Origin of the sequence: Enterococcus haemoperoxidus ATCC BAA-382 (genome assembly GCF_000407165.1) — a bacterium.
GTDB lineage: Bacteria > Bacillota > Bacilli > Lactobacillales > Enterococcaceae > Enterococcus_L > Enterococcus_L haemoperoxidus.
Map to the genome: position 1 here is coordinate 1,902,398 of NZ_KE136479.1, position 14,628 is coordinate 1,917,025.

9 protein-coding genes are annotated in these 14,628 nt (G+C 36.0%); all 9 read right to left on the minus strand.

What is annotated here, in order from left to right; translation table 11 throughout:
• Nucleotides 1–4: 4 nt before the first annotated feature.
• A complete protein-coding gene (locus I583_RS08810; protein WP_010760839.1) occupies nucleotides 5–283 on the minus strand; it encodes a hypothetical protein in 279 nt (92 codons plus the stop codon).
• A 256-nt stretch (nucleotides 284–539) separates the two neighbouring features.
• Nucleotides 540–944, minus strand: coding sequence for a hypothetical protein (locus I583_RS08815; protein WP_010760838.1), 405 nt, complete (start codon nucleotides 942–944; stop codon nucleotides 540–542).
• Between the two features lie 2 nt (nucleotides 945–946).
• Nucleotides 947–1,450 carry a hypothetical protein gene (locus I583_RS08820; protein WP_010760837.1) on the minus strand — a complete coding sequence of 168 codons (504 nt, stop codon included), beginning with the start codon at nucleotides 1,448–1,450 and terminating at the stop codon, nucleotides 947–949.
• Between the two features lie 620 nt (nucleotides 1,451–2,070).
• Complete coding sequence (locus tag I583_RS08825) at nucleotides 2,071–2,634, minus strand: hypothetical protein (protein WP_010760836.1); 564 nt, start codon at nucleotides 2,632–2,634, stop codon at nucleotides 2,071–2,073.
• Nucleotides 2,635–3,179: 545 nt separating this feature from the next.
• Nucleotides 3,180–3,719, minus strand: a complete 540-nt coding sequence (locus I583_RS08830) for a hypothetical protein (protein WP_010760835.1) — start codon at nucleotides 3,717–3,719, stop codon at nucleotides 3,180–3,182.
• A 17-nt stretch (nucleotides 3,720–3,736) separates the two neighbouring features.
• The gene (locus tag I583_RS08835; RefSeq protein ID WP_010760834.1) at nucleotides 3,737–4,108 is read right to left on the minus strand and encodes a hypothetical protein; all 372 of its coding nucleotides are present in this window, start codon (nucleotides 4,106–4,108) and stop codon (nucleotides 3,737–3,739) included.
• 113 nt (nucleotides 4,109–4,221) lie between these two features.
• Nucleotides 4,222–4,866, minus strand: coding sequence for a hypothetical protein (locus I583_RS08840; protein WP_010760833.1), 645 nt, complete (start codon nucleotides 4,864–4,866; stop codon nucleotides 4,222–4,224).
• Nucleotides 4,867–4,886: 20 nt separating this feature from the next.
• Nucleotides 4,887–5,543, minus strand: coding sequence for a bactofilin family protein (locus I583_RS08845; protein WP_010760832.1), 657 nt, complete (start codon nucleotides 5,541–5,543; stop codon nucleotides 4,887–4,889).
• A gap of 31 nt (nucleotides 5,544–5,574) precedes the next feature.
• The gene (locus I583_RS08850) at nucleotides 5,575–14,628 is read right to left on the minus strand and encodes an RHS repeat-associated core domain-containing protein (RefSeq protein WP_010760831.1); all 9,054 of its coding nucleotides are present in this window, start codon (nucleotides 14,626–14,628) and stop codon (nucleotides 5,575–5,577) included.

Here is a 14,628-nt window from a genome sequence, read left to right on the forward strand (position 1 = left end):
AATTTTATCTTTCTAAACTTAACTTGTCCAATTGCTTTTTTGGATCCCAATCTTTTGGTTTCTCAAATACTTCAGAATACCAATTATACCCTTCGGATATCCACCTATTTCTCCATCTATCTATTTCTATATTTTTATTATGTTCCGCATTATCATCATCAAATCCAAATTGAAAGCCGCAACAGGGGCATATTTCATAAGATGGTTCATCAAAATCATTATATGCTTCTAATTCTAACCCCTCAAATCCACAGACTGGGCATATATGTTTATCATTGTTCATTATAATAATCTAATCCTCTCTTTGGTTTAAAATAAGTTTTAATATTTCCGTTTTTATCAACTATAACTAACTCATTAGATGTTTCATCTATGTTTCATCTATGTTTAATTTCCTTTTAAAGAATTTACATTCAATCCTATAAGTTTATGTCTTTGTTTAAATTACAATTTTTTATGTATACAGTCAGAGTAAACTATAATTACTCAGTTACTCTGATTTTTTTATCTCTTTGTAACAGACTAGAAATCAAATTAATTTACGTATACTCAATAAACTCATCAATTTCCTTTTTCCTTTTTAAAAATACTTCTATTGCCTCATCTGTTCTTTCAATTAAATCATCATGATGATTCTCTGTTAACACCATTTCTTTATATCCCCATAACGCACTGATAACTGAGCTTGGTTCATAAGAATAGTACCACTCTAAATAAACCTGATAATCTACTACTTCAAATAATTCTGCTGGATACCAGGATGGTAAACTTTCATAAGTTCCAATGATTAAATAGCTTAGTACATTCTTATAAATATGCTGTCCATATATAGTATAAACCACATTTTTTTTCAATGGATATTCTGATTTTACAGCATCTCCCAAATTATTTAATGTAAATTTATTAAGTCCTTGTCCATTTATTGCTATACATTTTACTCTCATAATTAATTTCCCTTCTTGGGCTTTATTTTCACATCATCAATCTGGACAGTCTTTGGATTATACTGATAATGTACCTCTGTACCATTGACATTTTTAGTCCATTTTTCCCAACCATCTGATGATGGCCATCTTGGATCTGTATTTTTCCCTTGTAACTCTTTGCCGCTAGAAGGATTATTCATCGCTTCTTCCATTGCCAATTCTTCATCCAAATCAAGCGGTTCGTGTCTTCCACCATTTGACTGTCCTAATCCAGCTTGCTTAGGTAATTCTTTCTCACCTAAAGTTTCTCCAGTTGCGCTATAGTAAGTCGTTTTTCCAGTGGTGCGATCAACGCTAATCCTTCTACGACCTAAATTATCAACAACTAATGATCCTCGTTGTCCTCTCACATTATAATCGTTAGATGACCACCCTTTAGGAAGTCTGTTCACACCATAGTTTCTAGCATCTATTCCATCATCTGTTCGTAAATCCTTCGCTCGTGTGTTAAGTCCTATTCCCACTAACCCTACAAATAAACCTGCTAATGCTCCTGTTCCTAGAGCAATAGTAGCTTTTCCTGTCAGCGCACTCCCACCACCTGCTAAAGTAGGGAGTCCAGCCCATGCCCATGTTCCAGAACTCTTGGTAGAATTTTTCGCACCCGTCCATTTCTTACCTGTCTATTTCTTATCTGCCGTATCACTAACTTTCTTGATTCGAACAGTTGCTATTCTACGAGTTGCTTGCACGCGTTGAACTTGAATCTGGTATCGATAAGCTGCACTTTGGTGATATAATGCCTGGCTGTATGTCTGATAACCTACGGGTTGCTCATTTCTTCCTCGGATGTAATTAACACCACATAACTACAGTGTTGAAAATTCCTTTTTATGTTTAATTTCCTTTTAAAGAATTTACATTCAATCCTATAAGTTTATGTCTTTGTTTAAATTACAATTTTTTATGTATACAGTTAGAGTAAACTATAATTGCTCAGTTACTCTGACTTTTTTTATCTCTTTATGACAGATTAGAAATCAAATTAATTTACGCATACTCAATAAACTCATCGATCTCCTTTTTCTTTTTTTAAATACTTCTATTGCTCCATCTGTTCTTTCAATTCCAGCATCCCCCATATCTAAACTGTACTTATTTCTTTAATAAGACAATTTAATTTATTTAACCATTTTTTACATTGATCCATTGATAAAAATTCTACAGCATATGATTCAAACTCTTCTAAAAACTTATCAAATGAATGGATTTCTACGTTTTCTTCATAAAAGTATTTGTATGAAGGGGTTACTTCAAAAACAACATCATCATTTTTATTATATAGCCAAGAACAGTTACTTTTGTCATAACTTGTTACTGTTTCCCACAATAAATACTGTGCTGTATTATCTTCAACACTAAAATTATCATCACTTATATTTTTCAAATATGTCATATACTCATAACCCAAATCATTCAGTAATAGTTTTTCATTTATATATAATTCTTGATTTAGCGTTTTCTGTAAAATAGTCTGTAAATTTTTAATGCCTTCACCTAAATAATCTTTAAATAACAATAGCTGTAATTCAAAATTAGTATAGTATATTTCTACCTCACTAAAATACGATAGTTGTTCAGCATTTCCAACAATATACATACTTAAAAAAGCTGTTTTTGAAAACTTAAAAGTACTTATTAATTTCATTTTTTTATCCGCCCTTTTTTATCCACTTTTCCAGATTTTCTTAAAATACTTTTCATTTTTTCTGTTAAATCATCCCATTCTCTAACATGACCATGTAATAATCCATCACTTGTTTTATCTAAAATAACTATTTCTCCATCACTAATTCCAATTCTTCTATCAGTGGTGTTTGGGTTTATTGGTTCTGAATTGTCTAAAGCTTTTTGTCCATTTTTTGGTTTTTTACTTTTTACTGAGTTACCTTTATCACTATGTTAATCAGCATCTTCATAAGTACCGTTCTTTGCTATTTTCTGAATATAATCCCCAATAAACCAACCAACTATCCCATTAGCAAGGTCTTGTGCACTTGGGACTTTCGTTTCAGTACAGATAGAATTAAGAAGTTTACATTATCTAAATCTGGTTTAACTATCGTCGTTACAGGGAGCTGGGCTACGTGGACTCTATGTATATATCCAGAGCAACTAAAATATACAGCTATTCTGGATTTTTAAATTCTATTTTCAATTCACAATCAATAAGAAATAGCACTTATTACTAGATTAAGTTTGGTATAATTCACCATACTTTTCAATTTTTTTATATTCTATTTCAATCTTTTGAATAGCAGAATTCAAAAGATTATTTTTATTTATCTCCCACAAACCATTAATAATATTTTCCAACACTTTTTTCCATTCTGCGACAAAATCCTTTTTTGATAATTCTATTCTAGAATCATCGTTTAACAGTTTTTTTGTTCCTCCCACAACTGATGTCCACTCTGAATCAATTGTTAAGCAATCATTACTCTGCCAAGACATATTCCAAACACCATGAAATGAACTTGAAGGCCATTCAATAGTCAGAGTTCCTTCTTCTTTCGTTCGAAGCTGAAATAGCATTTCTAAAACATCATCTATCAGTTCACTTAAATTATATTTATACGAAACAACTATTGGAATATAATTCCAAAACATTATCATATCTTCTGTATGCAAAATATATGTACTTTCTATTAAATCAGACAAATCTGAAATATCTTCTATTTCCATTGCTCCATTACTATTTATTTTTGGGTTACTTGCTTGTATTCTAAACATTACAAAATTTTCCTTTCTTATTCTGAGGGATATCCATGAAATGTGCCTGTTCCATTATTTCTTATCCATATCCTTTTAGCTGGAACTGTACTCCCATCCGGTTTATAAACAACTGAAGATGAACCCGGCGGTAAATCAAAGTACCCACTCTCTCTTGCTCCTAATTTTTTTGCTATTTCAGAAGCATAATCCAAATCTTTATTACTCCACTGTCCCTGAGGTGTCCCTTCGCTTTTAGCTGTAGCAGGCCCTTCTTTCCAGTTCACCCCATGCTTTTTACTACCTTTGTATTTTGCTTCTGGTTTTATTGAGGTATTTTTATTAGCATTTTTTGCTATTTTCTGAATATAATCCGCAATAGTCCAGCATTTCCACCTATGTATAATCAAAGTAAGGTATAAAACATACCCTACTTTGAAATGTTTGAATATTAATATAACTATATTTTTTTCTGCCTAGATAATTAAAATTTAAGATCTCTATTACATATTGCTTACATCATTCAAATCCATCCTTTTAAGCTAAGAATTTTTAGAACCAATTCAAACTCTAGAGAAGAAACCTGCTTCTTATATTCTGAGAGAGGAATAGTTGATAGCCCCGTTCTATATGCCCATATTTCTTGTTCCCTTCCTTTAGCAATTATCAGTATACTTTCATCAATTGAGGATATAGAAAAATAATCATCCAAACTTGATATTACGGCAGTACCACCAATATGCATTACGCCAGTAACTTTTACATCGCCAAAAATTTGTGCATCACCACTTATAACTACAGCATCAGTTATTACTGCACATCCTGTTATTGAAGCATTTTGGATAACTTGAGCATTTCCTGTTACACACGCAAATTCATCTACTACGGCCTTATTGAAAACTTTCCCAAATTTTTCTATAATTCCATTTCCTTTGACCACAGCTTCCTGATTTACCTCACCATAATCTTTTACATATGCCTGCTCATAGACTTTTGCATCTTTACTAACCCAACTATCATCGTATTGATTCAGATTTTTTTCTGATTCTATAAACCCACCATATTCACCTTTTTCTACTACACTAAACTCTCTGATTGCTTGGATTCTATATAATTTATGCCCATCAATTTCTATAGATTCTTTTGTTAATTGATATTTTTTCTCCATTAGGTAACTTTCCTTCCCTTTTATTTTAGATTAAATCCATTTATTAATAACACTCCATAAATAACCTCACCACAATCCTTCTCATTTTTCATGAACTCTTCCAGACTCTGTTCATAACCTTCTTGATTTGTTACATAAATTTCGTTGTTTCGAGCTTTATAAATAGTCAATATTTGATTATCTAAATTAATATTCTCTACTATAACATAGTCACTAGACGTACGGATGTTTCCTTTGCTTCTAATATATGCATTACCATATATAGTCACGTCCCCACTTATAATACTGTTTCCCTTAACTGTTCCTGCAACTCTTGCTTCGTCATAAATTCTTGCCTGACCAGAAATGTGTGCGGATTCACGGATCCAAGCATTGCCATAAACTTTTGCATTGCCTTTAACTACAGCATATTGGAAAATAATAGCATTCTCAAAAACGACTGCAGATTCTTTCACATTCGCTACATGTTCGACCCTAGCATCACCATATACTTTTGCTTCGTCATATACCCAACTATCATCATATTGATTCAAATTTTCTTCGGATTCCACGAATCCACCATACTCTCCACAGTTTACATCAGAAAAGTTTTTAATTGCTTGGATTCTATATAAAATGTGCCCTTCATACTGTATATATTTTTCAGTTAATCTATATTTTTTTGTCTCTTCATTCATAGCTACGTCACCTCACAAGTAATATATATAGTTATTTTCCAAATGAAATAACGGAACCATCTGGTGCCAAATCTATATACTTACCATTTTTTCTATACCTTTTAACTCCCGGCGTATCTCCTTTAACGGGTTTCCCTTGAACACCTTTTTTAGCTGTTCTTGCAAATTCTTCTGCTTTTCTCAGATATTCTTCAACAGTCTTTGCCCCAACTTCTTCTCCATGTCTATCAAAATGATCTTCTAAAGAATCTTTTTCAGTTTTATATGAACCTTTAGCCCACTTTCCAGTATCTAAATCTCTATTTTTTGCTATTTTCTGAATATAATCCCCAATAAACCAGCCAACTATCCCATTAGCAAGATCTTGTGCACTTGGGACTTTCGGTAAAGATGGGAATGAGAAGTTGCCAGTATCTAGATTTGGTTTAGGTATCGTCGTTACAGGTGGGACTACTGGGACTCTTGGTATTGGAATCACAAAGGCGGCTCCTACAACCAACCCTTTATTCTTACCTGTCCATTTTTTATCCGCCGTATCACAAACTTTCTTGATTCGAACGGTTGCCATCATACGAGTGGCTTGTGCACGTTGAACTTGTACTTGATAGCGATAGGCCGCACTTTGGTAATACAATGCCTGACTGTAGGTCTGATAGCCTGCAGGCTGCCCATTTCTTCCTCGGATATAATTGGCACCGACATAACTACGTTGTGGGTAATACGTTCTTCCAACATAATTCCCCACATAACGAACACCAGATGCAATTCCTCCCCATGAACTTGAAACTCGAGGTGAGGATGGGACAACAGCATTCCAGACTGCTTTTACACCATTCCAGACAGTGCTAGCTATTTTTTTGACACCGTTCCAAACTTTTTGGGCTACTTTTTTCACTTGTTTCTTGACATTGTTCCATGCCTTAGACCACCAACCAGCATTTCCGCTGCGATCACGGTATTTCTGCGGGTTGTTTTCTACATAGATATAGCGGTTCTGGCTTTGAGGTTGTTCTACTTTTCCATACCAGGTATCTTCTTGTAGGAAACGTCCTGTTGTGGTGCTGTATTCTCTAGCACGTAAATGGATCCGATTCGACTGATCATGGTATTCACTGCGGTAGCCGTACTCATTTTCTAAACGTAAGGTGGCTTCCCCATATTCATTATACAAGGTATTGGTGATTAATTCACCGCTTTGTCGATTCGTGATCGTACCAATACTGCTATAGCCATCACGATGGTATTGATCTTCTTGGTCTCCTACGATATCGGTTTCTTCACCAAAGGTAAATTCTTGTCTTTGGGTGGTTTTGACTTTTTTATCATAAGTTTCTTGCGTGAGCTTAGCTGGACTAGTGTGTTCTTGATTGTATTCGTTCAATGACGTGACGATTTTGATTGAATGATTTTTATCCAGCTCTTTTTTTAGTTTCTCCGTTTCAACGGTTTTTCTTGGTTTATCATGGTCTTTGCGCCACGGACGATCTTTTGGTAAACAGCGTAAGCGATCGGCCATGGTTGGCTGTTTCGCTACAGCAGTCAAGATTTCATGTAAGGTAACATCTTGGTTGTTTAGAGCTAATTGGGCGGTACGATCGGTTTGTTTCATCCAAGCCTTTAGATCGGTTTTGATCCGGCGCCCGTGTTCGGTTGCCGTCCCTTTGATCACACGATTACCTAGTGCATCGTATCCATAAAGGGTATAAACACCGTTACTGCTTGTTTCTTGAATCAAGCGATCTTCTACATCATAGAGATACGTGGTCACTTCACCGGTCATGGCAATCTTTTTGGAGACATTGCCATTGGCATCATATTCAAATTTAGCGCCTTTTTCACTCGTGATTTCGGTGACTTGATTCATATTATTGACTTTGTATTCATAGAAGGTTTTCTCTTTGTCATTGACCTTTTCTGAATAGGTAATTCGATTACCAGCATCATCGTAATAGTACTCGATTTCAGTCTTTTTCTTGCCTTCGACTTCGATGACTTTCGTCAGTTGATCTTCCGCATCATACTCATACGTTTTTTCAAGTGTTAATTTCGGGTATTGAATCGTTTCTTTTTGAAGATTGTCATTTTCGTCGTACGCATAGGTCATTTTGGCTAATGATTTTCCATTTGCTTCTAAGGTTTCAGCTGAGCTGATTTCTCCTGTAGCTAAATAGTCATATTGTGTGATTGTGCCATTTGGATAGCTGATTTTTTTGACTTGACCTGCTCCGTCGTGTTCGTATACCGTTTTTTGATCACCATCTGCTACAACGGTTAGTTGATTTTTCTTATCGTATTCATACGTGATTTTTCGTTCGCTTGGGTAGGTCACGCTAGTCTTGCGTCCTAAAGCATCATAGCCGTATGTTAAGTTTTCACCTTTTTCATCCGTTGCCTTCGTCAAATCTCCGTATTGATTGTATTCAAATGTCACCTCGCCTTTGGTTGGCACAGCTTGCTTCAACGCTTCATTGTCGATTGCTACAGTTGGTTCCGTTGTTTCATAAGCCGCACTTTTCATTTTTTCTTCATCCGTAAAGGTATATGTGAAGTTGGCATTTTTGGTGACTTTTTCGACAAGCTGATTCATTTCATCGTACTTGTATTGAATCGTCTCTTCTTTTGGTGTAGTTGTTTGCGCTAATTGTCCATCTAACGTATACTCGTAACTTTCTTTTTTTCCATTGGCTGAAAGAACACTGTCCAACTCACCTGTTGGCGAATAGTTGAAGGTAGTCTGATTACCAAGCGCATCTTTGACACTGGTCAAATTGCTTTGAAGATCGTAGGTATAATTAGTTGTTTTTCCTAAGCGATTTTTGACGCTAGTCAGTTGATCGTTTGCGTCATAGCCAAAATGTTTTTCTTTGCCCTTTGCATCCGTTTCTTTCACTAAATTCCCGTTACCATCGTAGTCCATTGCCATTTGATGGTTTCTAGGATCTGTGATTTTTGCGACTTGCTGTAATTGATCATAAGCATAGGTTGTTTTATGCCCGAGTTCATCGGTTTCTTCTGCTACTTGATTTAATTTGTTGTACGTGTAACTAGAAGTAAAGGCCATTGGATCTTGTTCTTTGGTCACATTTCCATTACTGTCATATTCGTAGGTAGAAACTTGTTCGCCAGGTGCGATAAAGCGGGTCACTTGACCATTTTCATCGTATTCTGTTTTCGTTTTATTACCACGAATATCTGTCATTTCAGAAACTCGATCTAGTAAATCATAACTGTAGGCAACACTCGTTTTATTAGGATAAGTCAGTTTTGTGAGCTGTCCAAATTTATTGTAGTCGTAAGTCGTTTTTTTGCCTGCTGCATTCGTTTCTGCTATGCGCTGTTGATAGTGATTATAACGATACGTTTCAAGTGGTTCTTTTCTAACGTTGTCTTTTACAGCAAGTAAATTGCGGTAAGTGTCATACTCATACAAGCGTTTATAGCCTTTGGCATTTGTTTCAGAAGCAAGTTGACCATCAGAAGTATAGGTCATTTCTGTCACGGCTTTTTTAGGATCTGTGATTTTTGAAAGATTTCCGTGTGCATCATATTCATAGGTTGTGATGCGTTTATTTGGTTCTGTTTTTTTCAATAGTTGGTCATTGGCATTATACTCATAACTTGTTTTGTTGCCCTTGAAATCTGTTTCAGCAATTTTCCGTCCAACTGGATCATAGCTTACTGTTTGTTGGAATTTTTTAGCATTGATTGTTTGGATCAGCTGATTATTACCATCATAGGCATAAGTTGTTTGATTTCCTTCAGCATCGATTTCTGTTATGACATTGCCATTGGCATCATACTTGATTTTTTGACTATTTCCTAGAGGATCTTTGGTTTCGATCAAGCGATTATTTTTGTCATAGCTATAGGTCGTAACCTCATTTTTAGCGGTTGTTGATTGCACTAGTTGACTGTTTTTGTTATAGGCATAACGTTGTGTTTGGCCTAATGGATTGGTTTCTTTGATTAAATTTCCGCGTTTATCATAACTATAGGCATATTTCCCGCCATTTGGCATCACTTCTTCCAAAACATGTCCTAAGCCATCGTAAGTTAACGTTTGACTGGTTTCTTGTGGATGAGTGATTTTCGTTTGCTGTCCTAGCTTATTGTATGCATAGCTTGTTTTATTGCCTGCCGCATCAGTTTCGGCAATTTTTTCTCCAAAAAGATTGTATTCATAGGAAATTTTTCGTTTTTGTTCATCCGTCGCTGTAAGCATCTGACCATTTTTATCATAGGTGTAGCTTTCACTTTTACCATTGCTGTCGGATTGCTTGATACGCTGACCAAGAACATCATAGCTATAATTGATCGTGACGTTTCCTGGCGTTACTTCTTTTGTTAATTGATTTAATAAGTCATAGGAATACGCTGTTTTTCGACCGATTGCATCTTCAAACGAAACTAAATTTCCGCTGGCATCGTAAGAGAGCTGCGTTATTTGCCCCAATGGATCAGTTGATGCTTGTAATTGATTATCTTTCGTATAGCTATAGGTTGTCTTATTGCCTAATGCATCGATTTTTTCAACTAAATTACTATTGGCATCATAATGATATTGGATAATATCCCCCGTTGGTTCAACTGTTGTCGCTAGCTGATTCAACGAATTATAAGTGGATAGCTTCTTATTTCCCAACGCATCGGTTTGTGAAAGAACGTTCCCTTCCCCATCGTACGTGTAGGTTAACACGTTACCATCTGGATCCGTGATTTTCGTCACATTCCCTTGATTGTCGGTTTCATAGACTGTTTTATTTCCAGCAGCATCGGTTTGCTCTGAAAGATAGCCTAGCGGATTGAAACCAAACGAACGCTGGTTATTTTCAGGATCGATTTCTGTTGTTTTGTTGCCTCTTGAATCATAGGTATACTTGGTTTCACGATCACCTGATAATTCCTTTAGCAATTGACTTTTCTCGTTATAAGAATAGGTGGTTTTCAGTCCATTACGATCGGTTTTAGCCGTTATATTTCCCAACTCATCGTATTCATAGAGAATCGTCGTTTGATCTGGATATGTTTCTTTGATCCGTTGATTTTTTTGGTCATATTCATACGTTGTTTCTTGTTTTAATGCATCGACTTTTTTGATTAGATTTTGATTTTCATCGTAAGCATAGGTCGTTTTTTTCTTATCATCGACTGTCTCAGTTAAAGGATCACCTAGGGCATTTAAGGTATAACGTGTAATTGAACCTGTAGCTGTTTTTTCTTCGATTACTTGGTTTAATTCATTATAAGTAAATGTTTTCGCATTCCCCAGATAATCTGTTTCCTTAGTTATATTTCCATTTGCATCATACTCAAATGTTTTTTTCCCGCCTGCAGGATTGATCTCAGCAATTTTTCTGCCTAATTTATCATACGTAAAACTTGTCTGATTTCCGTTAAAATCGGTTTCTGACAGTAAGTATCCTTCTGGACTATAGGAATAGGTCTTTGTATTCCCATTGAAATCTGTTTCTTCAATGAGCTCACCACGTTTATTTCGTTTAAACGTTTTAGCATTTCCAGCTGCATCAAATTCTTTGGTGATCAAGCCTTTTGCATCATATTCATACCCAGTTTTTGCTCCATGAGCATCACTGATCGATGTTAAATTACCAGCATGATACGTATAATTTTCTGTAGTTCCATCCGCATCGGTCTTACTCGTCACTTTTCCTTGTTCATCATAAGAATAGGTAATCGTTTTTCCATCTGGACGTGTGGTTTGTAGTAATTTTCCTTGTTCATTGTAATGATAACTGGTTTTCTTTCCTAAACGATCCGTTTGCTCTGTCAATTGGTTACTAGCATTGTACAAGCTGACTTCTGTACTCCCATCTGGGAAAATCGTTTTAGTCACATTACCATTTGCGTCGTTTTCATAAGTTGTTTTATTGCCTGCTCGATCAATTTCCTCGATCAGCTGGTAGCGGTCATTATAGCGTTTGGTTTCGCTTTTACCATCAGCATATTCAATCTTTGTTGGTTGGAAATGTTCATTATAGGTAGTGATTTCTTTGTTTCCATTGCCGTCGATGGTCGTCGTTTTATTTTTTTCATACGTGATCGTAACAGTATTGTCTTTGGCATCTGTTTGTTCGATAACACGGCCTTCCTTATCAAATTTATTTTGATAAAGTAATGTTCCTTCGTCATCAGAATACGAAGTCATAAAGTGATTATCATTGTACGTATAGACTATTTTTTTCCCTAACGCATCGATCACTTTTGTTAAGTTTCCTTTTGCATCGTATTCATAGGAGTTCGTCGTCTGATCTGGGAAAGTGGCTTTTTTTATGTGCCCATTATCGTCCCAGTCAAATAAAACTTTGCCGCCGTTAAATTGTTTGATTGATTTTAGAAATCCAGTTTCTTCTTCGTAGCTATATTCTTTGGTTTGACCATAAGCATTGGTAATTTTTCTTATTTGACCTGTTGCATCGAATAGATAGGTCAACTTTTGTTCCGTATTTGTCAATTCAAAGCTGCGTTTTTCATCTTTGATTTTTTTCGTCAACGTATAGGGCGAATCATCGGATACTTGATAGCGACCATCTTTCCCACGATCGAAAAAGATTTTACCGCCATCCTCTTTTGTGAGCATCATTGATTTGTCTTCTAATTGATTTAAGGTCAAGTATTGATTTAGTGTCCAGTTTCTGCCGACTGGGCTATCCATGCCGCCGCCTTTAGAATTATAGGTTCTAGCAAAAAGTTGCTCTTCTTCGAAATCATACCAAACACTATCCGTCATTTCATAAATTAAATTTCCACTCCCAATGTTGATTGGTTCAAAACCGTATTTACAATGTTTCCCTCGACCAACAGATAATGCATCTAAGCGGATTTTATCGGCCTTAGAAAGTGGTTGTGACTGATAAGCTTTTCCTTGATTTTTCTTTGGATTTCGAATAAATACAGTATTTCCTTGGGTCAATAATTCATCTTTCATGTTATTATCCCGCATAAATGTTGCTCGTTGTTTTTCTAAGCCGTAGAATTTTAAGAGACGTGGTAATGTATCTTGACTGGTCACTTTGTATAGTTGGAACTGATCATAGGTTTGCTTTGATTCTTCCGTTCCATGCGTGATCGTGGCTTCCACTTTGTAAAGATGATTTTCTTTCAACGAGCTGGTCAATAATGTATTGGTTTGCCAATTGCTGGAAAGTTCTAAATAACGATTAGCGTGTTCAAATAGTTTTGGGTAATTAGGAAAGATATAATCTCGCCCAATCGATGGATCTGTTCCTGAGAAGGTCACTTTATTTTTATCACTTGTATCAAGCACACGATAATTTATCTTAGCATCTGGTCGACCGACACCATCCATCCCTAATGCTTGAAACTGAACTAAGCCGTCATTATCAGAACTGACAAACGGACGTAGTTTCAAGGTCGTGTCTTTAAGCGGCATGTTTTTATCAATTGGCGGTCGTTCACGATGCTTGATCACTAAATAAGGAGAGGCAGTGGTCACGCCGCCTTTTGGTGCAGCAAAAACTTCAGCGGTAGAATAAGGCAATTCATGTGACGTGACTTTATTCGTTTTAACGATCATCCCGAAATTACTGCCGCCATTGATCCAATCGTTTGCCAAATGAGTGATATCAAAATTAACTCTACGGTTATTTGGATCAATGCCACCAATCATGGTTTCTTTGCCTGCCTCATTGGCAGGTGGTCCATAAGGAAATTTTGCATCACTAAACCCTTTATACGTAGCTTTAGAAAAGGCTCCAATGTCTTTAGTTAAGCCATGAACTTCAAAATGGCGATTGACTACCTTTCCACTGCCATCTTTTGCACGATCTCCCCAAAAACCAGGTGCTCCTGTTCTAAATAATGAAAGGTTTGCTGATTCGATTTCTCTACCTTTGCCAATTTTTTTCAATTCTGCATCAGGGATCTTAATCAAACCATACGTGACAAAATGAGCAGCACCTAGTGTTCCGTTATAGCCATCATCATAGCCGATATACATATAATCTTGGAACCAATAATTCATTTTGTCATCATACTGACGAATACTAGTCGCTTCAATTCCTTGCTCGATTTTCGCTTGGACAAATTGGACATTAACACGTGCCGATTTCAAGTTTTGACTTTTTTCTTTATCAAGAGCTTTTAGCGTCAAGGTATTCGTTTTACTGTCAAAATCAGCCTCTGCAGTTGAAATAAAATCACCTGTTATTGTTTCAATCGTTGGTGTAGGAACTGCACTGACAAGTTTCTCACCTTCATAAAGACCAATGATCCCCAGATCTTTTTCTTCTTTTGCTTGCAGGGTATCAGGTAGTTTTAACCTAAATTTAACGCTCGTCAGATCGGTTTCTTCAGAAATATATTGACTGACTTTGACTCCAGTTGGCTGATACGAAATTTCTACAGGCTCCAAATCATTTTCCGCAGCTAATAATACTTTGTCGTCTTTAACTGCTTGAACTTCGTATTTATCGTCTGGTAAACCGATTCCTACTTTTGACTCACCAACCTTGACTGTAGGCACTTCTTCTTCAGTCACTTCATTAGGTACTTGGACTTCGATCTGCTCTTTCGCTGTATAAATGTCTTTTTCCTCTTCAAAAGTACCATTAAATTCCTGCCAGTTGTCCTTCTCTTGTTCATAATGGATGGGTTCTGTAAAGACAACAGTTTCTCCCACACCAGTTTCAGGATGAACAAAAGTTTTGGTTGTCTCAGAACGATCGGCTAACACTTCTGTCAGTCCTTTTTTAACCATGTCATCTTTGACTGATGCCAACATACTTTTTTCTTCTGCTTCAAATGCTGATTTCAATTGCGGTGCAACTTCTAGAGTTGGTTCTATTTTGTCGTCAGCTTCTTTAGTCGCTTTTTTTTCTTTCGGAATACTCTCGTCAGCTTCTTTGAGTTTTTGCTGTGTTTGTTGATCAAGCTCTTCTTTTTTTACTTTTTCCTGTGTAGCAATTACTTCACTTGAGCCAACAGTTTCTGCTTTTTCATTTTCTTGTGCAAAACTTTGAATCGCTCCCCATGGAAACAATCCTAAAACTTGTACTCCAGCAACAAACAACGTGATCCCTTTTCTTTTCCACCCTTTTTTCATCAT

Coding starts and splice junctions, on each gene's coding strand:
- I583_RS08830 (WP_010760835.1), bottom strand. CDS start 3,719: ATGTTTAGAATACAAGCAAGTAACCCAAAAATAAATAGTAATGGAGCA.
- I583_RS08850 (WP_010760831.1), bottom strand. CDS start 14,628: ATGATGAAAAAAGGGTGGAAAAGAAAAGGGATCACGTTGTTTGTTGCT.
- I583_RS08815 (WP_010760838.1), bottom strand. CDS start 944: ATGAGAGTAAAATGTATAGCAATAAATGGACAAGGACTTAATAAATTT.
- I583_RS08810 (WP_010760839.1), bottom strand. CDS start 283: ATGAACAATGATAAACATATATGCCCAGTCTGTGGATTTGAGGGGTTA.
- I583_RS08845 (WP_010760832.1), bottom strand. CDS start 5,543: ATGAATGAAGAGACAAAAAAATATAGATTAACTGAAAAATATATACAG.
- I583_RS08825 (WP_010760836.1), bottom strand. CDS start 2,634: ATGAAATTAATAAGTACTTTTAAGTTTTCAAAAACAGCTTTTTTAAGT.
- I583_RS08840 (WP_010760833.1), bottom strand. CDS start 4,866: ATGGAGAAAAAATATCAATTAACAAAAGAATCTATAGAAATTGATGGG.